Below are 20,665 nucleotides of genomic sequence, written 5' to 3' on the forward strand. Positions count from 1 at the left end.
GGCTTGGGCCTCGTAACTCCTCATAATTCTCTGATTCTGCGGCAAGCGTGCACAAAATACAAAGTCTCTGCCAAGGATAAATTAAGATGTCTGCCCAGAAAAATAAGTATCCACCTGTTCTTTTGTCAGCACAAACAACCCCCCCCCCCTTTCTGACATTGCAGCCATAAAAAAGGAACATCAGGATGTTTTTCTATTAAACTTCCTTGACTGTTGCCGACTTCACAAATCAATACCCCTTTCTCTTTTAAAAACCTTCCGGCACTACTTAATATGCGCTGTACTAGTTTTAAACCATCTTCTCCTGCTTCTAATCCAAGACGAGGCTCAAAAAGAAATTCGGGCGGTAAATCGTTCATATCTTTGGCATCCACATAGGGAGGATTAGTCACAATCAAGTCATAAGTGATGCGGGGCAAATCGTTAAATAGATCGGAATAAATAGGGGTGACTCTATTTTCAAGCCCATATTGCTCAATATTACATTCGGCTACAGCAAGAGCACCTCTAGAGATATCTACTGCATCTACTTCTGCTTCAGGAAAAGCCTCTGCGCAAGCAATCGCAATACAGCCACTGCCTGTGCACATATCCAGTATATGAGCAGGTTTTACTGATAATAAACCATAAAAGTGATCCTCAATGAACTCCCCTATAGGAGAACGCGGTATCAAAACTTGCTCGTTAACATAATACGACTGTCCACAGAACCAAGCGGTATTAGTGAGATACGCTACTGGAATACGTTCATTGATCCTGCGAATAATGCGCTCAAGAATACAGTGGCGTTCACTTAGGGTTAATCGTGCACTTTTTATTTCTTTGGGCATATTGATAGGAAGCGATAAACTAGGGAGGATGAGTTGTACTGCTTCATCCCAAGGGTTATCAGCCCCATGACCGTAATAAATATCTGAAGCATTGAATTGGCTGGTGGCCCAGCGCAGCCAATCTTGAATGGTATGTAATTCTTTTAAGGTATCTTTTATAAGTACTTTATCAGAAAAGGTGCTCACAAATTTGCATTCTCTTTAGAAGGGAAGGATTTCGTCTTCAACAATACGCTCATGATATTATCTAAAACTAAAAAATAGATGGAAAAATAAACCTCATTATATGATGCCTCTCAAATCTCTAAAACATTTAAATACGTTTTCTATTCCTGCCCATGCAGTTGATGTGATTTCCGTAGATTCAGTCAACATTTTAATTGAGGCTTTTCGTAATACGAAAAATCTCAAACTTCCTTTTATTTTCTTGGGATCGGGCAGTAATGTCCTCTTTTTGGAAGATTTTTTAGGTGTTGTGCTATTAAATCAAATAAAAGGGCTCAGTTACACAGAAAGTGAAACTGATTGGCATTTGCATGTTGGCGCGGGTGAAAACTGGCATGAATTAGTCTGTTACACATTACAACACAATATCTTGGGTTTAGAAAACCTTGCTTTGATACCAGGTTCTGTAGGAGCAGCACCCATACAAAATATTGGAGCCTATGGTGTTGAATTCGATCAAATTTGTGAATACGTTGATCTGCTAGATCCCTGTACCGCTGATTGCCAGAGATTGAGCAGAAAAGATTGCCGTTTTGGATATAGAGACAGCATTTTTAAACATTATTATAAAACCTGTTTTGTTATTGCTGTCGGCATTAAGCTAAAGAAATGCTGGGTGCCTAAATTAGATTATGGTGATTTAAAAAAACTGGATCCTTTTAAGGTGACGGCAAAAGAGATTTTTGATTTTGTTTGTGCGATTAGGCGAAATAAACTCCCTAATCCGCTGTTGATCGGGAATGCTGGAAGCTTTTTTAAAAATCCACAGGTGGATCGCGATACCGCTGCTTTGATGATCAAAAATTATCCCGATTTGGTTTATTACCCTCAAGCGGACGGAACAGTAAAATTAGCCGCAGGCTGGCTGATAGATCAATGTCATTTGAAAGGATATACAATAGGCGGTGCGGCTGTCCATGATCGTCAAGCATTGGTCCTGATAAATAAAAATCATGCCTCCAGTCAAGATATATTGGACCTGGCACGTCATGTTTATCAAAAGGTTGCTTTCACATTTTCAGTTTACCTGGAACCTGAAGTACGTTTTATTTCTGCTGAAGGAGAAATCAATCCAATGGCTGTTTTATCGTGAAAAATTTTATCGTGCCTTTTCGTTTAATCCGATTGTTATCAACGGGGGCTGCCTATTCAGGCGAACAATTAGGGCAATATCTTGAAATAAGTCTTTCAGCCGTCAATCAACATATTCAAACGCTCCGACATTGGGGGCTGGAAATCGAGGCTCAAACGATTAAGGGATATTATTTATCGTCTCCTATTGAATTACTGGATGAAAAAAAAATATTGAGAGATTTACCTGAAGGCCGGATAAAAGTATTGGCTTTAGTCGATTCAACGAATCAGTATTTATTAGATAATATAGAGACACTCCGTTCTGGTGATGCCTGTGTCGCGGAGCACCAAACAGCAGGGCGAGGAAGGCGGGGCCGAGAATGGGTTTCACCCTTTGGTCAAAATCTTTATCTTTCGATGTTTTGGAGACTCGAAAAAGGGACGGCAGCGGCTGTCGGATTAAGTTTGGTCATAGGGATTGTGATAACGCAAGTGTTGCGCAATTTGGGGGGAATAGACATCCGAGTGAAGTGGCCAAACGATCTGTATTATCGGGATAAAAAATTGGCAGGGGTTTTGGTGGAGCTTCTGGGAAAAAAATTTAAACCCGCTCAAGTGATTATTGGTATGGGTATTAATATCAACAACCCATCATCAAACAAAGGGATTGAGCAAAATTGGAGCCATCTCAAAGAAGCAGGAATAACAATAGATCGTAATAAATTAACCGCTTTATTATTATCGGAATTACGTTCTCAACTCATTGAATTTGAAAAGACAGGTTTATCTACTTTTATTTCGAAGTGGCACGAGTTGGATAATTATCTTAATCGACCCGTCAAATTAATCGTCGGGGATCAACAAATACAAGGCATTGCCAGAGGTATTGATCAACACGGGGGGTTATTATTAGAAACAGAAGGAGGCATCAAAACTTATCAGGTTGGAGACATTTCTCTTCGTGGAAGATGATTTGTGTTCACAGAAGTTTGAGTAAAACGGATTATAAACATTTTCATAATATCAAAAATATTTTCAACTTGTATGACGGTGAAGCCTCCATTTTTTTAAAAATGACAAATAAAAAATCTTTGTTTTTCGCCTCAAAGATATAGACACAATCAAAATATGGCGGGGGACAGAACAATCAGCCAACCGGAATGGTAATCACACATTTGATGAAAAAAATAGAGATGAATCAAAAAAAACGCAGGGAAATTTTAGCTCGTTTACGTGATCAAAATCCTCAGCCTCGTACTGAATTAGTGTATAGCACTCCGTTTGAATTGTTAATATCAGTCTTGCTTTCAGCTCAAGCCACTGATCTAAGTGTGAATAAAGCTACCTCAAAACTCTATCCTGTGGCGAATACCCCAAAGGCGCTTTTATCATTAGGCGTCAATGGGCTCAAAGAATATATTAAAAGCATTGGATTATTTAATACCAAAGCCGAAAACATTATTAAAACCTGTTCTCTGTTACTGGAAAAATACCAGGGCGCCGTGCCCGAAGATAGAGCGGCATTAGAATCTCTGCCTGGTGTCGGTCGTAAAACAGCCAATGTGGTTCTTAATACCGCTTTTGATTGGCCGACTATTGCTGTTGATACTCACATTTTTCGTGTTTGTAACCGAACGAAATTCGCATCTGGTCAAAATGTTGTTTTGGTTGAAAAAAAATTGCTTAAGGTCGTACCAGAGGAATTTAAAAAAGATTGTCACCATTGGTTGATTCTCCACGGGCGATACCATTGTATCGCGCGTAAGCCACGTTGTGGCTCTTGTATCATTCGGGATTTATGTGAATTTAAAGAAAAAACAGAATTGACGGCTTCGTTCTAAATATTTTGAAATAAGTCGTTGCTCTATCCGTTTTTTCCTATAGGTATTTTTCTATCCTCCTTCAAAAAATAAATCCCATCATTTTTTTATGCTTTATAGAACTTTTTTATTTTTTAATAGTCATAACATATGCCATTGCTTTTAAAATCCACATTGTATCGAGGATCCCGATAAATCTCCTTTTTAGGTTTTGTTTATCGGGTTTTTTATTGTTTTAATATATGATATTTTAATGAAAAATTCTTATTTATTATTTCTTATTTTAAATCAATCCCCCCCAAAAAAATCATAGAAAATTACAATAACTATTATGAAGATCATTAAAAATTCCCCCTTGGTTTCAAAAAAATCGAAAGATGCTCTGCCCTGGTCCAAAAATGACACTATGTGGATGTTAAGCTTGTATGGCACCGCTATTGGCGCGGGAGTTCTTTTTTTGCCTATCAACGCAGGTATTGGCGGTTTATTGCCACTGATAGTCATGACGCTGATTGCCTTTCCAATGACCTTTTTTGCTCATAGAGGTCTTTGTCGTTTTGTACTTTCAGGGGCACATCCAGAGAAGGACATTACCGAAGTAGTGGAAGAACATTTTGGTGTCGGAGCCGGTAAACTGATCACATTGCTGTATTTTTTTACGATTTATCCGATTTTACTGGTTTACAGTGTGGCTATCACCAATACGGTCGAGAGCTTTTTGATACATCAAATGCACATCTCCCCCCCCCCACGCGTACTTTTATCCTTTACTTTAATTTTTGGCTTAATGAGTATTGTCCATTTTGGAAAAAATGTGATTGTGAAAGCCATGAGTATTTTGGTCTTTCCATTTATTTTCGTATTAATGCTGCTGACTTTTTATTTAATCCCCTACTGGTCAGATGCTATTTTTTCAAATGTATTCTCCAACGAAACCACCTCTACCAAGAGTATTTTAATGACTTTATGGCTCATTATTCCTGTGATGGTATTTTCGTTTAATCATTCACCGATTATTTCGGCTTTTGCAGTAGCAAGCCGTAAAAAATACGGCGTAGATGCTGAAAAAAAATGCGGAAGTATCCTGGCATGGAGCCATATCATGATGGTGATCACGGTGATGATGTTTGTTTTTAGCTGTGTGCTTTCTCTATCTCCCTCGGATTTAGTACAGGCAAAATCAGAGAATATTTCTATTTTGTCTTATTTAGCGAATCATTATAATAGGCCTCTTATTGCCTACATCGCGCCTATTATTGCTTTTATTGCGATTTCAAAATCTTTTTTGGGGCATTATCTCGGAGTCCAGGAAGGATTCAATCGGTTAGTGATGCAATTAATGTGTACTCAGAATAAAAAGGTAAAGACGACGTATTTAAACCGTATCACCGCCATCTTTATGCTGATCAGCACCTGGATAGTAGCGACGCTAAACCCTAGTATACTGGGTATCATTGAAACGCTGAGCGGCCCTGTCATCGCCATATTACTTTACTTAATGCCGATGTATGCTATCCATAAAATTCCAGCAATGCGTCAATACAGTGGCTATACGAGTAATATTTTTGTGGTGATTATGGGGTTAATGGCAATCTCTGCCATTCTTTATAATTTATTGGATTTTTGGGCTCCCTAACCCCCCCCAAATGTATATAGGCCCACCTTTTGTATGAGTAAGACAGTTGACGAAAGAAGTCTTATTTATCGTTTATGCTGCTCATCAAATAGGCATTGTGAGAGAAAATGCTCAGTGTTCACCCGAGATTTGATGAAGCGCAATTTTTTGTAATAACGCTTTTTATATAACAGTTGCATGAAAAAGAACCTCGGGTATAATCGCTGGCGGTTTTCACAAACGCCTTTTCTCAGTGCCGAAGTGGCGAAATTGGTAGACGCAGTTGACTCAAAATCAACCGCTTTCGGGTGTGCCGGTTCGAGTCCGGCCTTCGGCACCAGTATCTAGTCCATCCTCATCCGAGGAAGTCCAAAAAACCTTTAAAATCAAAGATGGCGGTGATTTTATCATCCGGCGTCCTCCAAGCACATCCGTTGCAATCCAAACCCCGCTGGGGGCATAATTGGGGGCATCCCCACTTCGATAAGAAATGTGCCCCCAAAATGAAGCTGAATGCCCGCCAGGTCCACACTGCAAAGCCTAAAGAAAAAAACTATAAAATGGCCGATGGTGGCGGTTTGTACCTTGAGGTCACGATCAAAGGATCAAAGTACTGGCGCATGAAGTACCGACGGCCAGCCGATAAAAAAGAAGACCGGCTTGCCTTTGGCGTCTGGCCGACAGTGACGCTTGCTGAGGCTCGTGCTAAGCGTGACGAAGCTAAAAAGATGTTAGGGCAGGGTATTAACCCTAAAGCTGAGCAGAAAGAAGCCCAATCTGAGAACGCCGGGGCTTATACTTTTGAAACGATCGCTCGCGAATGGCATGCGAGTAACAAGCGCTGGAGTGATGACCATCGTTCGCGGATGCGCTACCTTGATCTGTATATTTTTTCTCATATTGGTTTGGCAGATGTTCGTAAGCTGAAAACCAGCCAGCTGTTAGCACCCATTAAGGCTGTTGATCCCAGTATGCCAGTATGCCAGTGGCAGGCACGATGTCGCTCAGCGCTTTCAGCAGCGCGTTACAGCAATAATGCGCTATGCCGTTCAGAACGATTACATTGAATCCAACCCTGCTATTGATATGGCCGGGGCACTTTCTACGGTCAAGGCTCGGCATTACCCTTTAGTCGTTTTCCAGAGTTTCTTGCGCGCCTTGCCGCATATCGTGGACGAATTATGACACGTATTGCCGTAGAGCTTTCATTACTGACTTTTGTCCGTTCCAGTGAGCTGCGCTTTGCCCGGTGGGATGAGTTCGATTTTGAAAGAGCCTTGTGGCGGATACCTGCACAACGCACAGAGATAAAAGGCGTTCGTTACTCCCATCGTGGCATGAAGATGAAAGAGGAGCATCTTGTACCGCTAAGCCGTCAGGTTTTAACTTTGATGGAAAAGCTGAAGCAATTAAGCGGTGATAATGAGAGGCTCTTTCCCGGCGATCACGATCCTAAAAAAGTCATGAGCGAAAACACGGTTAACAATGCCCTACGTGCTATGGGGTATGACACGAAGACCGAGGTTTGCGGGCATGGCTTCAGGACAATGGCACGAGGCGCGCTGGGTGAATCAGGGTTGTGGAGTGAAGATGCGATAGAGCGGCAGTTGAGCCATTCTGAGCGAAATAGCGTACTAGCTGCCTATATTCATACATCAGAGCATTTGGACGAACGCCGCTTGATGGTTCAATGGTGGGTAGATTATCTATATTCGAATAAAGATACTTATACCACGCCTTTTGATTTCGCTAAAAATAATGAGCGGTAAGTGAATCGATAACTTTGAAAAAAAGGGCGCTTAGCGACCTCATAATTTTTATTTTGGTGGCTTAAATGCGGATAAAATTATTTCCGCGTCATTTGTTACAAGCTCAAGGTTGTTAACCGCCAAGTCAATTATTTGTTTTTTCGAACTAACGGTTTCCTTTTCTAAAGCCTCAAGTTTTAATAAGGATTCAACAAATTCTTTTTCTGTAGTTTCCTTAGGGTAGGGGATTGATAAAGACTTCATAGCATCCCATTTCACTCGCGTTCTATTAGCTCCCGTAGCTACAAGTAAAATTTCTGATAAAACTACTGGAGATCTCAATATAGCCCAAAGCATTTTAGGTTCAAAACCTGGCTTTGCTCTTAAGATAGTGTATTCTGAAGATACAACGCAGCCGCCCAAATCTTCAGGTACTACGGCTATACTTCCATAGCTGGCCGCAATATTAGATATGACCACATCACCTTCAGAAACGCGATAAAGTCTATTGTATTGCGTATCAGCAGGGAAGATTGCATTGCCAGCCTCAGACGAACCGTCATAACGAACTATTAAAGGCACTTCAGTCGCTGAGTGTTCTGCACACTCAATTACTTCATCCTCAGTAAATACTTTAAGCTCAAGAGCATCCTCAATTTTTGTAACTTTGAAACCTTTAGAAAGCCAATTTTCTTTGTTACTACCTACTGTCATAAGGCAGTGTTTAACATCTAATCTATCGGAAATTCTGTCAGCATCTACGATATACTTTTCATTACCATTGCCGCTTGTAAATTTTTGGTATTCATGGGAAATATCTTCTATTTCTTCTTTTGCTTTTTTCTTATTGTGTGCATCAATAGGCAATGTGCGAGCTCTTGCTGGATCGTCGATGCCCACAAAGACACATGGATACATGAAAATACTAGGTTGTGATTCATTCTCAGTATGTTTTTTTGTCAGAATCAATATGGATGTTTTCACGCGAGCCATAGAACGTTGAAAAGCATCACCTGGTAGAGATACTACAGCATTAATGATAAACTTTTCTCGAAGCCAGTCTCTAAACCATGAGTAGTCTTTTCCATTCAGGATTCCATCATCAATGACGGTTAAAAGTCGCCCACCTTTTTTCAACACATCATAGTACCTTTCCATGAACATTAAGTTTAGAGCGAAGTTCAGTTTTTACTTTGCCAGCGTCATAGGTTTTTAAAGAATATTGAGAAAGGATTCTTTCAGCATTTGAAATCTCGTTTTTTTCCTTATCTTTTGACTTGCCAATTGAGTACTTTTTAGCAAATGGTGGATTAGTAATGATAACATCGAAAAAACCTTCTTTATTGGCATAAATATTGCGCATCTGTTCTTTTTCTGCCAGCAACTCAGGTTTGTCCGTTTTATGAACTGGCAACTCTTTGTCTAATGCGTCAATGTTGTATATGCAACTTCCGCCATCTCCATGTAAATACATATTTAGCCTGGCAATACGCGACAAATTTGGATCTCTTCCTATATCTGCGCCAAAAATATGTCCGTAGGCAATGGCTTGCTTGTACTCCTCTTTCTTTTCTTTGGAAAGTGAAGGGTTTTTTTCTATTTTACTCCACATGTCTGCAAAAACATCGATTAAAAATCCTCCTGTGCCGCAGCATCCATCATAAACACGATCACTTCTTGATATATCTTGCGCGTCAATTTTAAGCCCAGCAAGAGCTACGCCTAGTTTTACAACACTTCGCGGGGTAAAATATTGCCCTAAATCTTTACCGCGCATAGTTGCACTCAAGAAGGTTTCAAATAATCTACCATTAAGATCTGCATCAATGCCAAATAGAAACAAATGTTCGAGTTTAGATACTACGCCATTTATAGTTTCGGGCGTAAGATTTATCTGGTCATCCTTTTCAAATATTCTCTTTTTCTTCTTAGTAGATATTTCTATTTCCATTTTCGAAATGAAATCAGAAAACCATATTGAACTCAACGGGTTAGCCGTATGTTTTTCCTGTTCTGCTAACAGTTTTCTAGAAAATCTTACATCAGCCAATGGAACGTTGAATTGTTCCTCTTCAACCTTATTAGGGTATTTGTCACGTATTTCTCTATCGGATAATAGTTTGAGCGCTACTATTTTAACAAACTCCATAAATGCGGCGCCTTGACTGATGTTGTCATTTTTATATATAAATTGGTGACACCAAGCAAAAGCTTCATTAACATCTTTTAAGGGGGCTTTCTTTAATTGCAACGAGTTTTCTTCATTTGAATCTTCAGTCTCTTTAGATAGCTCATTTACATTTAGCAACTCCTTGAGTTTTTTGAATTTATTATTGTCATTTTCAAAATCAGAAAAACTCAAGGCTAATATTGGCATGTTTAAATCATGCTTGTAGAGTTGCGTGAGGTTTCCGTTACTAAGTAAAAAATATTTAACGGGTTTATTTTTTTCATGCTCACCATTTATTGTTGCACAATAATCTCTTGGCTGGAGTATATGATCCTCCAAACTTTCACTAGGAGATTTGGCCTCAACTATTAACCGGATTTTATTTTTAAGCACAACTCCATAATCTGGACGATACTTTACAGCTCTGCGTGAATTTAATTTTTTTACAGATAACTCGGCAAGAGAGCGTTTAGGTCTGATGTTTTGGTCTTCATAACCTAATTCTGTTAGCAATTTCATAAGGAAAAAATTCTCGACATCAGCTTCATTATAAAGGTTATCAGAATTGCAAAATATATTTTTCACGTTATCGGTTTACTCGTTTGATTCAATAAAAGCAACTTGTTGCTTAGTTTCAAAGCTGCATACATTTTATCCAGCCTCAGCTTAGGCAGAAGCTAACATCAGCTTTTAGATGCTACAACGCTGGCATAAAGGAACATCTGCTTTTCTGGAAAGATTACATAGACATTTCTGCTTACTGATTGAATTTAGCTCCTCTGTTATGTATAGCGCGATAGCGCGCGCTCGTAGCCCCGCCACGCCTGCCCGCTTTATGTAGCGGTTTTCATGCACCTGCATGATTAGCTCTGAGCCGCGCCACTGCTGGCCTTTCCTGCCGTCACGGGTTGCCGGAGACTCATGCGTTTTCATGCAGCATAGACATGCACTCACGCACCAGGCGTAAAAAAGCCCGGCACGGGCTGGGCATCGGTGAATTTGTGTCTCTGTGGCTCAGAAAAGTTTACGCTTGCTACGGTCGGTTCTGGCTACCCGGAAAGGATGCGCACCGCTCACGCTCAGCACGTCATCGAGGCGGTTAATGAGCGAAAAAAGAGGACAAACTATTTCCCAGGGTAAAACAATGACAGCAGACCAACAACGGATTCAAGAGCTGGAAGCCAAACTCCGCAAGGTTGAACGGGAGAAAGATATCCTCAAAAAGGCTTCATCTCTCTTAATGTCAGAGTTCCTGAACACTTCCCGTGAGTAGAGAAACTTAAGAAGAGCCATGCAGTGACAGGCTGATGTCAAGTGTTTGGGATACATCAAAGCCGTTATCAATATGGGGTAAAGGGGGTTAATAGAATCAAACCTGAACAGATAGAGTGACAAGCTCAGGTACGTCAGGAGCAAGAACGATGTCTGCCATGGTATCAGAACGGGGTATTCCGCCAAGTCGCTATCGGGCAACGAGAGTCATGCGTCAGTTGGAACGGGTCAGCCATCAGCCACCGACTCATCAATATAAAAAGGCGAGACAGGAACATCAGGCTATTCCTGACGTGTGAGCGCGTCAGTTTTCTGTGGCTGCCCCTCATCAGATGTGACCTATCTCTGGGCAGGGAATCGTTGGACCTGTCTAGCCGTACTGATAGACCTGTTTGCACGTCAACCGACAGGATGGGCCCTCTCTTCTTCCCCAGACAGTGAATTCACCTGCAAGGCATTGTGGATGGCTTATGAATCAAGAGGACGCCCCAACGGCGTCAGGGTTCATTCAGCTCAAGGTTGCCATGACACGAGCCTTTGACCCAAAGTCTCAGCCGTAAAGGTCATTGTTGGGACAACTCTCCTATGGAACGCCTGTTCAGAAGCCTCAAAACAGAATGGGTACCCAAAGCAGGGTATCCAACTCAACAAGAAGCCAGGCGGGATCTTGTTGATGATCTCATTGGCTACTACAGTCAAACGCGGCCTCATCAATACAACGGGGGATGAACGCCAAATGAACCGGAGCGGTTGTACTGGAAAAAACACAAGATACTGGCCTGTTTTACTTGACCACTACAGTATTCTTAAACGTCGCATCAAATCTGGTTCACACCGGCATTAAAAAAGCTTGACTGTCCGGACGGTTTGGACAGTCAAGCACTTTTTGTGACTTTTTTTTGAATGTCATTCCCTATTCTCAACCAAAAACTCCGGCCATGTTTATCAAAACCGTGATGGAGTTAATTGATTACGCTGACGGGTTGTCTATGTAGATTTATAGAAAAAAACCTTCATCAGAACCATGATAATGGGTTAAAAAATGATAAAAAACTTGATTGCTGGGGGTTTGTACTACTAGATACACTGTTTGCAGGAATAGCACCTTTATCCCCATCAAAACCAGCAACAGCGCTATACAAAATAATAGCAGACTGTTGTTTCCCTATATTCGTTCTTTCTACATCAATATCAACATGTTGTTTCTCTACGTTTTTTATTGCTTCATCAGTATCAAGCTGGTTTTGATGAATATTATTTGCTGTTTTTTCTACTCTTGCTATTGCTGCCTTGTTTTTTTCGTTCAGTTGATTAATCTCGAACTCGAATTGTAACGACTCTCTTTTTCTTTCTTTTGAAAGCGGTTCATTTTCGTTTTTTGCCTTCAAATCGTCTTTTATTTTGATAGATTCAAGAGGTTGAACACTCTTTTTAAGTGACTCCTTATCGTGTGTTTGTTTACGATCATCTGAATCAGTAGTACTTTTAATGGAGTTTTCATCCTGCGCCGCGTCTTTAATTAGCTGAGACAGACGCTCCATTAATTTTTTGTGAGTCATTTCACTTCTTCTATCTCTATCATCCTGCAAATTTTTCTCTATTCTGTCTCGCTCATCATCACGTTCCTTGCGCGCGTTTTCCTCTTCTATATTCCGCTTTTCCCAATTTTTGGCTGATTCATTCAATATGTCGCTCAAATTACTTCCATCTGGATTGAGTTTACTAAAAATTATCTCTCTCTTATCGTTAAATTCTTTGTTGATTTTTTTCACATCGTCTTCATATTTTTTGTGAGGCTTCAAAATCATTTCTATCGATGATGGCACATTTGTACTTGACATTAATTATTTTCCTTTTAGGAGTAAAAATACTTTTCTGAAAAGTATTTAGAATGTTTTGATAAATAAATAAACACTGTTGTATTTTAATGAATGTTTCAAACATTTAAAAATGATTCATCATAAATGATGATGAAAAAACATTTTTTAGCCTCAATATGTGAATTTTTTAAGATTGTTTGAGTCTTGTCTTAACCTTCCAGGAGCGCATCGACCTGACCTGCGATATAGGCTTCTGAACGGATTAAATACCCAGAGATGGATTTATGGTCTTTTTTGAGGGCCCGCCCTATCGCCCGACACGACGCCTTGCCTCGATAATAGGCCACGATAATATCGTAACCCAGCGAATCAACCTGTTTGAGTCTGGCGACCGCACGGTCTATCTTTTGTGCTTTATCGTCACAGAGCATCGGCCGGATATCGCTGCTGGCCATCGGTACAGGCCAGGATGACATGGGATATTCCGTCCCCACACGGGTTCCTGCCCAGTTGCCCCAAGCGGTCAGTAAATATCGAATCTCTTTCATACGGTTTCCTCCTCAACGTACTCCTCAATAACTACCCCACATTTGCCATTTTTAATCTTGTTATCGGCATCAGATTTCTTCACCGTCATCGGTCCAAATGCCTGCTTTGGTTACAGGTCAGGTGATGGCCTAATGTTTTTGTGGTCTGCGCCATGGGAAAATACAAAGCTGCCCCTAGAAACGAAAAATCCTAGGATGACTCACCGAATAGCCGTTGTTCAGGTGCAAAAGTGCTCTTGGGGGGGGGGTGAAGGACAAGAGATTAAATAAAAATTGAGCGGTTCTTTAAAGCTCGTTTTGATAATAATGAATAATATTCAGAAAATTTATATTTTATTCATCATTCATTTAGTCAATAGTAGACAAAGACTCATGCCAACCAAAATTGGTAATACAAATACTCCAGCGATTAGCAATCGATCAGGAGCATCACTACCTAAGAAATCAAGCGTATTCGTAAGCGCTTTACGAAGGGTATCCAATATTTGCCTCGTTATCAACGCAGTGGTAAAGAAGCCGTTTATGCTCCTGAACACTTGAATCGTGAGTTTACCGTCAAGGCACCCAATCAGGTGGGGTGTGGCGATGTTACTGACATTTGGTCCGGTACTTGCTGGCTTTATCTCGCGGTTGTACTCGACTTATATGCAAGAAAAATCCTGGGGGGGGGGGCTTTTTCCACTTCTCCCGACAGTCAACTGACTCAACAGGCACTCATGTTAGCTTGCGAATCACGGGGAAGACCGAAAAATGTCCTCTTTCATTCAGACCAGGGGAGTCATTATAGTCGCTTATCTTATCGACCACATCTGTGGCAGTATCAGATAAAACAGCCGGGGAAATTGTTGGGATAATGCCCCCATGGCGTGTTTTTTTGGCCGTTTAAAGTCAGAATGGCACCCAAAGTGCTTTGAAACGACCATTGCAGAAATAAAAATCCGAATGCACAGAGAACAACACAGAGCCCAACAAGCACCAATGCACACCTTGCTCAAACAGGCTCACATTCCGCCCCGTTTTGCGTCTGCCTGAATCATATCAGCCGGTGAATGCACAGGCCGCCAGACAGTGCCTACGCGTCTGTCAAACCTATGCAGAGCACTGGCCCGCACGAAAGGCGCAAGGTTGCGGATTGGTTCTGAGCAATCTGGCCCCAACCGAACTGGCCGACTGTATCGGAGAGCGCGTGATGGACCGGATGCAGGAAGGCGGGGGTGGCACACTGGCCTTCACTTGGGGCAGTTATCGACAACGAAAAGGTCAATGCGTTTAAAGGAGGTTTTATTTTACCCAATTTATTACAGGAAATGACCGACGTCCTGGGCGCTGCCCTCACCTGCAAATTAGGTCAAAGTATGGGCGGTGCGCGAGTGTACATTCCTAAAAAATCCAGGCAAACGACCCATTGGCCCTCTTGCTGGGAGGTCAGGATGCCGAGCGGCTTTGTGCACATTATGCCGGCAATGTCTTAGACCTGCCGAGCAAATATTTTTTTCGTGCCGTGTGCAATCATCACATCACATCCGCCAAGAGTACCACGGCGGCACACTCACCGGCTCAAGATCAGACCACCTGGCCCTCAAATATGGCTTGTCGAGAAGGCAGGTGTTGAATGTGATTCGGCAGAAAAAGTGAGGGATTTTAGGATTTTTTGGAAAAGCTTTACCTAAAAGCGTGTTACTTCTGTTTGACATCTAACATTTCTGATAAATATGGTTGAGTGGTTGAGGTTTTCGCATACTCATAAGGATCTCTTAACATATTTTCAATATGCGAATGAAATGCGGGTTGTACATAGGTCCTAATCCAATTAAGAAACATGCTCTTATTTATATCGTTCATTGCTCCAGGTTTATCTGATTTTCTCCAATCGTTTTTTCGTATGCCAGACCAATCTTCTTTGGTAAGTATGCTAGATACGGTAGAGTATATTATCGTCAAAAGAAAAGCGTATTCATCAGCTGTTTTTAAGTAATGCCGTTTTTCCCCAATTTCGTCTGCAGAGTTAAGTTTTACAGCGTCCCACAATTTAGGTGTGATATATCCTGGTGTGCGGTAGGGATTAAGGTTAGTTGCTGAGTCTGCTCTTATTCTATCTTCTACATCAAAAAAAGTAACATTTTTTCCGTTAAAACCGCAATTGTTCATTTTTATGTCAGCCAGGAAGGTGTCTCTTTTATGTAATGTTGTCAAATCTCCTAAGGCATTTTGGAAATAAGCAGGATGCATAAAATTGTTATTTTTCAGGCAATCAATCAGATTCCAACCTCCATAAGGAGTAATCATTTTGTCAACATCGACTGCTATACCAGCTTTTATAGTTGACGTTCCAACTAAATCGTCTTGATTATTACAGTCTGCATTAAATGGGGGAGATTTTTCTGGACTATGTAGTTTAAGAAAAACATGTGAGCCATCCATTCGAGAAACATATTTAGAACCGCCTTTTAGATTTTGATTTGAATCTAATTTTTTAATTGGACGGTAATGAATACGTTCATATTTATTTTCATCATTTACCTTATAAAAAAATACGGCATCTTTGTATTTTTCGCCTGTAATTTTATTTTTATAATCACCGTGATAAGTTATTTCTTTATATCCGAGAGAATTTTTATCAATTTTTTCTAATTCATTTTTAGGAAATGAGATACATGATGCTTTAGCAAAATCTTTTTCAGATATTGTCTCCATTTGAAATTCATTCGATTTTTGAGAGACTGTTGTTTTTTTAAAAACATTACAAATATTAGTTATGGCTCTGCCAAATCTGGAAAATAATGATTTATTTATTTGAGGATTTTTAGTGTAAATTAATTTTACATCGTGTGATGCAATTTGTGAATTACTGTAGTTTTTTGATTTTAAATTAAATTTAAGCATGATTTTTTATAAAATTGATGATTGATGAAATATTAATTTCATTAGATATTAATTTTTTTCATCAAAATAAACTTTCAAAAAACGCTCATTTTCTTTTTTTTGATGCCTTTCCCTTAAACTTTCTTTCGTAAAACCCAAGTGCACTTTTGCACCTGAACCTGACCTGTTTGATGTCGCCATCCTTAGGGATTTCCGTCTCCAGGGGCACCCTTGTATTCTTCCATGTCGCAGACCACAAAAACATCAAAAAACCACCTCATACTTGCGTGTTTACAATACTCACGTTTCCCTCGAAGGGCAGCATGAGCGCTGCCTTCAAAACGCCGTTCCGCTATACGGGCATCAGTCAGGAGGAAGCCGATTTTTTAACGCATCATTACCAGCAGCGAGGGTATCGAATGAAAAAATATCTGAACGAAGATGTCCGGTTGTGGGATTTGGTGGTGTCGCTTCCAGAAACAGCCCGCTTTCCCAAAACCCCTTTGTCGATGCTCAACCCCCTGTGGCGGTGAGCATGAGAATTGAACTGCCTTTTCCGCCCAGTGTGAATCACTACTGGGTGCGCACGGCCCGTCATGTTTACCTCAGAGAGGCGACGAAACGGTTTAGCCGTTTGACGGCAGCAGCGGTGGCCGAGGTTGCAATATGGTCATCGCCCCTTCCTTAATGTGGTTCGGCAGCAGTGTCATTGATATTAAAATGATTTAAATTATTTGTTTTATAAACACTCCCATTTATCCCAGTCTCCTACTTTTGCACCAGTGAGTATCGCACCACTTGCACGCAGCTCATCTTCTGTCATATCCACTTCTCTTAAGTCCGCGTTAGTGAAGTCTGTGCCTTTTAAATTCGCGCCTATGAATTTCGCATTACTGCAATCGGCGCCCTCTAGGTCCGCTCCAAGTAGAGAAGCTTCAGAAAAATTGATATCTATGCACGTCGCATTCTTTAGTTCCGCTTTATCTAAAATAACCATAGACAGCTGAGTTTTATATTCAAAAATGGCCTCATTGAACGTCGCGCCTTCCAGGTTGGCTTTCTTGAATTCAACACTAAACAATTTGGTGTGATTGAAGTTCGCTTTCTGTAACTTTGCTTCACTGAAGTTAGCCTGCTCTACGCTCTTTTTTCACTTAAATCTACCTTCTGTAGACTCGCCTCTACGAAGTACGCAAAATGTATTACGGTTGTTCTTAGGTCCAGGTCATCCAGGTTCGCTTTAGACATGTCTGCGCCAACTATAGCCTAACGAAATAATTTCGGTTACGTCATGTAATGAGAAAATAAAGCATCGATACTGCAATTGACCGCTCTTCTTTTGCTTTTTGCTTCTGCCCATTTATGCTCAACAGGATGGCGAGTAAGGAGGCAGATATTCAATGATATGCCCCGCGTCATCGATCACTTTTTGAGTGTCCAAACGTTTGTGGAAGGTCGCATTATCCATGACCACCACAGAGTCGGGGGGCAAACTCGGCAGAAGTATCTGAATGACCCAGGCGTGAAACACATCACTATTCACAGAACACATGAATAATCCCACCGCCATCAGCGCTTTTCCCAGTAACGCACCGATCACATTGGTTCGCCCCTTTGCCTGCCAATTATGTTGACCGAAACAGCGTTGACCCCGTGGGGCATAGCCATATCAACGCGGCATATCATGGGCAAAGCCGCTTTCATCCAGGTAAACGACTGATTTTCGCCGTTTTTCATAGTCAGCTATCTTGTTTTGGAAGGCTTGCCTCATATCTTCGTTGGCCTTGGGATGATTGAGGGTTTTTTTTATAGGTGACGCCCAAACGTTTCAGGGCGGACCAAATGGCTTTGGTACACACCCCGAAACGTTTAGCCCTTTCATGCTGATAAGCATCCGGGTAACGCTCAACATCCTTGAGTAAAGCCGCTTTATCTATTTTACGCTGCCGGGGAGAAGAGGGGTTCTTTTCAATTCGCTTCAGCCAGCGGGTAATCGAAGTGGCACCGATGTGAAAGCGTTTTGCCGTTTCTCTTATGCTCCACTTTTCTTTTTCTCTTACATTCAGCACGTGACGGCGAAAATCAACTGAATGACTCATCTCTCTCCCTTTTAAAATCATTCAATTTATTTCGTTAGGCTATAGTTTACCCCGACAGTAACGCCCTCGAATGCTTTTCTAGCTTATCGACACCAAATAATGCCACCTGATCGCCATAATACTGTTTATAAGTCAATTTGCCGTCGAGATTTGGCCACGCAGAAAGGTAACCTTCTGCACGAATGTCCCACCCACTGGCCGGTCTTTCTTCGTAATCTTCTTTATCCGGAGAATTTTTCCAGCCTGATAAACTGAAATAGCTGTTTGTGCTTAACTTAAGATAATCGCGTGAGTATTCAAGACCGAAGCCGCCACGGGTATGATTGCGTGATGCATCATAATCCAAAAAACTATTGATTCCAGACATAAAGTCGTTAGCGAAACAGCTAATAGATAGAACTGTTTTGCTGGGGATAGTAATAAGCTTTCCTGATCTGGGTACCCGTATTGCCCTTTAATGGAGGAGCTGATTTTTACGCTTGCAGCGTGGAAGAATTAAAAAAAGAGGGCACAAAATCACTGGCGATTTTTTTTGATGAATGCTGTAAAGATGGGGTAAAGCCTTAAAAAAATTTAAAGGTAAGGTAACCACCCGATTGACCACTGAGCGACATAAAGCACTTACTGTGACAGCACAAGCGAAAAGTGTTTCAATCAATGAACTACTGAATGAAGGGGTTGATTTAGTTATTCAAAAACATGCTTATATCACTCCTGATCCGCTGGGTTTGAGCCATATCAGAGGCGCGTATCTCAAAAAATGTCCCTTTATCAGCAAAAATGGCAGGTGATGAAAACCTCAATTTCCGATGACATGAGATTCTGACTCTCTCTCGATTTGCCTCAATGAATCATTTTGAAAAAATTCTTTAAGTGACTCAGCCGCATCTAATAGTTTACTATACGATAATGCCCGTCTACTTTTATTAAACATCTCTTGCTGCTCTTTAGGCATCTTGAGAAAATCATCAGCAAAACGAGATAAAGTAATATTAGGTGCAATATTAGAGTCCTCAGCAATCAATTCCATGGCTTTTTGTACGAAAATACCACAGGCATTAGGTGCGTTTTTTTGAAGATTCTTTTTTATATGACCTGGATCATCTGGCTTAGCAACAAGCTTATCGGATAATTCCTTGATTTCCTTAAGTTCCTTATCATTAAGATAATTAAGACTATCAAACAATACAGCGGTTTTCTTGTTTCCTTTTGAAAAAACACCAAATAAGACCCAATGATCTTTTCTAAACAATAAAGGAACAAAATTACCGTATATCTTATTTTTGTCCGAAATGTCGTGATGGGGTATCTTTAATTCTTCTATCAAATTATCTTTACTCGTTCCTAGACATCGCGGCTCTAAAAATTTAAATTGCTTGGATTTTTTATTTAATTCTTTACAAAGAATCGCGATTTCACAGTGATTTAAAAATCGGTCATCATTGAAATTAAATGATGATGAAAGTCTTTCAGAGACTATAAGATCTTCTTTAACATCGCTTTCGCTAAAATTCATGTATAATGGCAAAATTTCGGCTAATCCACTCTCAATTTTTCCAAGCATCTGATTATGTTCAGATTTTTTATTATGAAAACCTGCAATGATCAGTAGTTTATTAGGTAAACATAATTTATGTTTTTCATAATAACGTAAACTTTCCTTACCTAAATATTCTTGAAGAGGGTAATATTTTTTAGTTTCAAATTTTGAAAGGTTTTTGTTGTCCTTATTGACCGTATATAAGTCAAAAAGTAAATTTTCTGCTTCTTGAGCCTCTTGTTGATTGTCTTTTTGGCAAGCTTTTTTAAAAAGTTCTTTAATATCATTTTTATTAAAATTTTTAAATTCTTTAGAAGCAACAGATGTGTTTGAAGAAACTGAACTGGAAGGATTACCTACTAAAACAGGATCATTTGTGCGTGCTTCTGGCTGAATCGATTCAGGCGAGTTCGGCGCCTTTTCTAAAGAGGTAGATATACTTTGAGAAGCAATAACAGTATTGATAGATTGATTTTTAACGAGTTGCTCAAAAAAAAGCGTTTTACTATTTTCATCAGAAAAGTTTTGGTTTAATTTTTTGTTTAGAGAACTCAATTCATTGCGTGATAAAAAAGATTTTTCCTTGTTACTCCCCTCAGTCTTTATATAACTTATTCTTATAGAAGAATTTCCCACTTTAGTAAAGTTGAACGTAAATTTCTCTTTTTCTAATACAAATTTGTCTGTTTTTTTGTCAAAAACCATTAAATCATATTGACCAGTTAGACTTCTAGGTACAAAGATTTTGTCTTCGCCAAATTCTAAAATAGGATAGTGATTGGCTTTTGATATATCTAAAATTGCCATAAATGAGCTTTCCCTGAAAATGAAGAAATGATGTATATAAAAATAAATTTAATATTTAAAATCATATCAATGCGTTATTTAAATGCAGCTGCCACTTTTTTTGGGAGTTTGTTTGTAAAACTATGCAATCTAAGAAGCAGTCACTTTATTAGTTTACATTTACCGTTGTTCGTGATTTTTGAAAAATTTCAACGATGATTTTTATTTTTTGCTATTCGATTTTATCTCCTTTTAA

At 40.1% G+C, this 20,665-nt stretch carries 21 protein-coding genes, 1 tRNA gene and 6 pseudogenes; 15 read left to right on the forward strand and 13 right to left on the reverse strand.

Annotated features, from left to right (window positions below):
- Positions 1 to 81: 81 nt before the first annotated feature.
- Positions 82 to 1,016: pseudogene (gene prmB / locus AACL23_RS08010) on the reverse strand (50S ribosomal protein L3 N(5)-glutamine methyltransferase).
- A gap of 100 nt (positions 1,017 to 1,116) precedes the next feature.
- Between prmB and murB the strand changes: the two are divergent.
- The 6 genes and pseudogenes from murB (at position 1,117) to AACL23_RS08040 (ending at position 7,333) form a co-directional block, all read left to right on the forward strand.
- Positions 1,117 to 2,148, forward strand: coding sequence for a UDP-N-acetylmuramate dehydrogenase (gene murB, locus AACL23_RS08015; protein WP_100096595.1), 1,032 nt, complete (start codon positions 1,117 to 1,119; stop codon positions 2,146 to 2,148).
- Complete coding sequence (birA, locus tag AACL23_RS08020) at positions 2,145 to 3,101, forward strand: bifunctional biotin--[acetyl-CoA-carboxylase] ligase/biotin operon repressor BirA (protein ID WP_015873977.1); 957 nt, start codon at positions 2,145 to 2,147, stop codon at positions 3,099 to 3,101. Before murB ends, birA begins: the two co-directional genes overlap by 4 nt.
- Positions 3,102 to 3,322: 221 nt before the next feature.
- Positions 3,323 to 3,970 (forward strand): endonuclease III, encoded by a 648-nt coding sequence (gene nth, locus AACL23_RS08025; RefSeq protein WP_015873975.1) that lies wholly within the window; start codon positions 3,323 to 3,325, stop codon positions 3,968 to 3,970.
- 310 nt (positions 3,971 to 4,280) lie between these two features.
- On the forward strand, positions 4,281 to 5,585 hold the full coding sequence (locus AACL23_RS08030) for a serine/threonine transporter (protein WP_339051097.1): 1,305 nt from the start codon (positions 4,281 to 4,283) through the stop codon (positions 5,583 to 5,585).
- A gap of 234 nt (positions 5,586 to 5,819) precedes the next feature.
- Positions 5,820 to 5,904: transfer RNA gene (locus AACL23_RS08035), tRNA-Leu, on the forward strand.
- A 163-nt stretch (positions 5,905 to 6,067) separates the two neighbouring features.
- Positions 6,068 to 7,333: pseudogene (locus tag AACL23_RS08040) on the forward strand (tyrosine-type recombinase/integrase).
- Positions 7,334 to 7,381: 48 nt separating this feature from the next.
- On the opposite strand, the gene AACL23_RS08045 reads toward AACL23_RS08040, so the two are convergent.
- Positions 7,382 to 8,452 (reverse strand): N-6 DNA methylase, encoded by a 1,071-nt coding sequence (locus AACL23_RS08045; RefSeq protein WP_339051099.1) that lies wholly within the window; start codon positions 8,450 to 8,452, stop codon positions 7,382 to 7,384.
- 1 nt (position 8,453) lies between these two features.
- On the reverse strand, positions 8,454 to 10,001 hold the full coding sequence (locus tag AACL23_RS08050) for an N-6 DNA methylase (protein ID WP_339051101.1): 1,548 nt from the start codon (positions 9,999 to 10,001) through the stop codon (positions 8,454 to 8,456).
- 583 nt (positions 10,002 to 10,584) lie between these two features.
- Here AACL23_RS08050 and AACL23_RS08055 point away from each other — a divergent pair.
- The 4 genes from AACL23_RS08055 (at position 10,585) to AACL23_RS08070 (ending at position 11,483) form a co-directional block, all read left to right on the forward strand.
- Positions 10,585 to 10,755: a transposase gene (locus tag AACL23_RS08055; RefSeq protein WP_100103364.1), complete on the forward strand. Its 171-nt coding sequence runs from the start codon at positions 10,585 to 10,587 to the stop codon at positions 10,753 to 10,755.
- Positions 10,756 to 10,870: 115 nt separating this feature from the next.
- Positions 10,871 to 11,053 carry a hypothetical protein gene (locus AACL23_RS08060; protein WP_157791431.1) on the forward strand — a complete coding sequence of 61 codons (183 nt, stop codon included), beginning with the start codon at positions 10,871 to 10,873 and terminating at the stop codon, positions 11,051 to 11,053.
- Positions 11,054 to 11,088: 35 nt separating this feature from the next.
- Positions 11,089 to 11,295 (forward strand): DDE-type integrase/transposase/recombinase, encoded by a 207-nt coding sequence (locus tag AACL23_RS08065; protein ID WP_339051107.1) that lies wholly within the window; start codon positions 11,089 to 11,091, stop codon positions 11,293 to 11,295.
- Positions 11,292 to 11,483, forward strand: coding sequence for an integrase core domain-containing protein (locus tag AACL23_RS08070; RefSeq protein ID WP_339051109.1), 192 nt, complete (start codon positions 11,292 to 11,294; stop codon positions 11,481 to 11,483). The genes AACL23_RS08065 and AACL23_RS08070 overlap by 4 nt, the downstream gene beginning before the upstream one ends.
- Before the next feature lie 287 nt (positions 11,484 to 11,770).
- Here the strand turns inward: AACL23_RS08070 and AACL23_RS08075 are convergent, their stop codons facing one another.
- Positions 11,771 to 12,595: a hypothetical protein gene (locus tag AACL23_RS08075; RefSeq protein ID WP_339051111.1), complete on the reverse strand. Its 825-nt coding sequence runs from the start codon at positions 12,593 to 12,595 to the stop codon at positions 11,771 to 11,773.
- A gap of 188 nt (positions 12,596 to 12,783) precedes the next feature.
- Positions 12,784 to 13,122, reverse strand: coding sequence for an antiterminator Q family protein (locus AACL23_RS08080; RefSeq protein WP_095034619.1), 339 nt, complete (start codon positions 13,120 to 13,122; stop codon positions 12,784 to 12,786).
- A 491-nt stretch (positions 13,123 to 13,613) separates the two neighbouring features.
- On the opposite strand from AACL23_RS08080, the pseudogene AACL23_RS08085 reads away from it, so the two are divergent.
- Together AACL23_RS08085 and AACL23_RS08090 are read left to right on the forward strand one after the other, a co-directional pair.
- Positions 13,614 to 14,025 (forward strand): annotated as a pseudogene (locus tag AACL23_RS08085) (DDE-type integrase/transposase/recombinase); the annotation flags it as partial.
- Between the two features lie 311 nt (positions 14,026 to 14,336).
- The gene (locus AACL23_RS08090; protein ID WP_339051114.1) at positions 14,337 to 14,594 is read left to right on the forward strand and encodes a hypothetical protein; all 258 of its coding nucleotides are present in this window, start codon (positions 14,337 to 14,339) and stop codon (positions 14,592 to 14,594) included.
- Between the two features lie 205 nt (positions 14,595 to 14,799).
- On the opposite strand, the gene AACL23_RS08095 is transcribed toward AACL23_RS08090, so the two are convergent.
- Complete coding sequence (locus tag AACL23_RS08095; protein WP_100096602.1) at positions 14,800 to 16,005, reverse strand: hypothetical protein; 1,206 nt, start codon at positions 16,003 to 16,005, stop codon at positions 14,800 to 14,802.
- 302 nt (positions 16,006 to 16,307) lie between these two features.
- Between AACL23_RS08095 and AACL23_RS08100 the strand changes: the two genes are divergently transcribed.
- Positions 16,308 to 16,517, forward strand: a complete 210-nt coding sequence (locus AACL23_RS08100) for a hypothetical protein (protein WP_100096603.1) — start codon at positions 16,308 to 16,310, stop codon at positions 16,515 to 16,517.
- Between the two features lie 2 nt (positions 16,518 to 16,519).
- Positions 16,520 to 16,672: a hypothetical protein gene (locus tag AACL23_RS08105; RefSeq protein WP_158530967.1), complete on the forward strand. Its 153-nt coding sequence runs from the start codon at positions 16,520 to 16,522 to the stop codon at positions 16,670 to 16,672.
- A gap of 51 nt (positions 16,673 to 16,723) precedes the next feature.
- Here the strand turns inward: AACL23_RS08105 and AACL23_RS08110 are convergent, their stop codons facing one another.
- From AACL23_RS08110 to AACL23_RS08130, 6 genes and pseudogenes are all read right to left on the reverse strand, one after another.
- Positions 16,724 to 16,981 carry a pentapeptide repeat-containing protein gene (locus AACL23_RS08110; RefSeq protein ID WP_234817523.1) on the reverse strand — a complete coding sequence of 86 codons (258 nt, stop codon included), beginning with the start codon at positions 16,979 to 16,981 and terminating at the stop codon, positions 16,724 to 16,726.
- A 45-nt stretch (positions 16,982 to 17,026) separates the two neighbouring features.
- A pseudogene (locus AACL23_RS08115) lies at positions 17,027 to 17,107 on the reverse strand (pentapeptide repeat-containing protein); the annotation flags it as partial.
- 14 nt (positions 17,108 to 17,121) lie between these two features.
- On the reverse strand, positions 17,122 to 17,232 hold the full coding sequence (locus tag AACL23_RS10305) for a hypothetical protein (RefSeq protein WP_158530968.1): 111 nt from the start codon (positions 17,230 to 17,232) through the stop codon (positions 17,122 to 17,124).
- Between the two features lie 118 nt (positions 17,233 to 17,350).
- A pseudogene (locus AACL23_RS08120) lies at positions 17,351 to 17,641 on the reverse strand (transposase); the annotation flags it as partial.
- A gap of 82 nt (positions 17,642 to 17,723) precedes the next feature.
- Positions 17,724 to 18,083 carry an IS630 transposase-related protein gene (locus AACL23_RS08125; RefSeq protein WP_012738147.1) on the reverse strand — a complete coding sequence of 120 codons (360 nt, stop codon included), beginning with the start codon at positions 18,081 to 18,083 and terminating at the stop codon, positions 17,724 to 17,726.
- A 58-nt stretch (positions 18,084 to 18,141) separates the two neighbouring features.
- Positions 18,142 to 18,459: pseudogene (locus AACL23_RS08130) on the reverse strand (inverse autotransporter beta domain-containing protein); the annotation flags it as partial.
- Between the two features lie 220 nt (positions 18,460 to 18,679).
- Between AACL23_RS08130 and AACL23_RS08135 the strand changes: the two are divergent.
- Positions 18,680 to 18,874, forward strand: a complete 195-nt coding sequence (locus tag AACL23_RS08135) for a hypothetical protein (RefSeq protein ID WP_234813521.1) — start codon at positions 18,680 to 18,682, stop codon at positions 18,872 to 18,874.
- An 8-nt stretch (positions 18,875 to 18,882) separates the two neighbouring features.
- Here AACL23_RS08135 and AACL23_RS08140 read toward each other — a convergent pair whose 3' ends face one another.
- Positions 18,883 to 20,430, reverse strand: a complete 1,548-nt coding sequence (locus AACL23_RS08140) for a hypothetical protein (RefSeq protein ID WP_339051120.1) — start codon at positions 20,428 to 20,430, stop codon at positions 18,883 to 18,885.
- Between the last annotated feature and the right edge of the window lie 235 nt (positions 20,431 to 20,665).

Origin of the sequence: Candidatus Williamhamiltonella endosymbiont of Tuberolachnus salignus, from assembly GCF_964019775.1 — a bacterium.
Classification (GTDB): domain Bacteria; phylum Pseudomonadota; class Gammaproteobacteria; order Enterobacterales; family Enterobacteriaceae; genus Hamiltonella; species Hamiltonella defendens.

Coding starts and splice junctions, on each gene's coding strand:
- AACL23_RS08080 (WP_095034619.1), bottom strand. CDS start 13,122: ATGAAAGAGATTCGATATTTACTGACCGCTTGGGGCAACTGGGCAGGA.
- AACL23_RS08075 (WP_339051111.1), bottom strand. CDS start 12,595: ATGTCAAGTACAAATGTGCCATCATCGATAGAAATGATTTTGAAGCCT.
- AACL23_RS08050 (WP_339051101.1), bottom strand. CDS start 10,001: ATGAAATTGCTAACAGAATTAGGTTATGAAGACCAAAACATCAGACCT.
- AACL23_RS08125 (WP_012738147.1), bottom strand. CDS start 18,083: ATGAGTCATTCAGTTGATTTTCGCCGTCACGTGCTGAATGTAAGAGAA.
- AACL23_RS08095 (WP_100096602.1), bottom strand. CDS start 16,005: ATGCTTAAATTTAATTTAAAATCAAAAAACTACAGTAATTCACAAATT.
- AACL23_RS08140 (WP_339051120.1), bottom strand. CDS start 20,430: ATGGCAATTTTAGATATATCAAAAGCCAATCACTATCCTATTTTAGAA.
- AACL23_RS08100 (WP_100096603.1), top strand. CDS start 16,308: ATGAGCGCTGCCTTCAAAACGCCGTTCCGCTATACGGGCATCAGTCAG.
- AACL23_RS08030 (WP_339051097.1), top strand. CDS start 4,281: ATGAAGATCATTAAAAATTCCCCCTTGGTTTCAAAAAAATCGAAAGAT.
- AACL23_RS08110 (WP_234817523.1), bottom strand. CDS start 16,981: ATGGTTATTTTAGATAAAGCGGAACTAAAGAATGCGACGTGCATAGAT.
- murB (WP_100096595.1), top strand. CDS start 1,117: ATGATGCCTCTCAAATCTCTAAAACATTTAAATACGTTTTCTATTCCT.
- AACL23_RS08055 (WP_100103364.1), top strand. CDS start 10,585: ATGAGCGAAAAAAGAGGACAAACTATTTCCCAGGGTAAAACAATGACA.
- AACL23_RS10305 (WP_158530968.1), bottom strand. CDS start 17,232: ATGTCTAAAGCGAACCTGGATGACCTGGACCTAAGAACAACCGTAATA.
- AACL23_RS08105 (WP_158530967.1), top strand. CDS start 16,520: ATGAGAATTGAACTGCCTTTTCCGCCCAGTGTGAATCACTACTGGGTG.
- nth (WP_015873975.1), top strand. CDS start 3,323: ATGAATCAAAAAAAACGCAGGGAAATTTTAGCTCGTTTACGTGATCAA.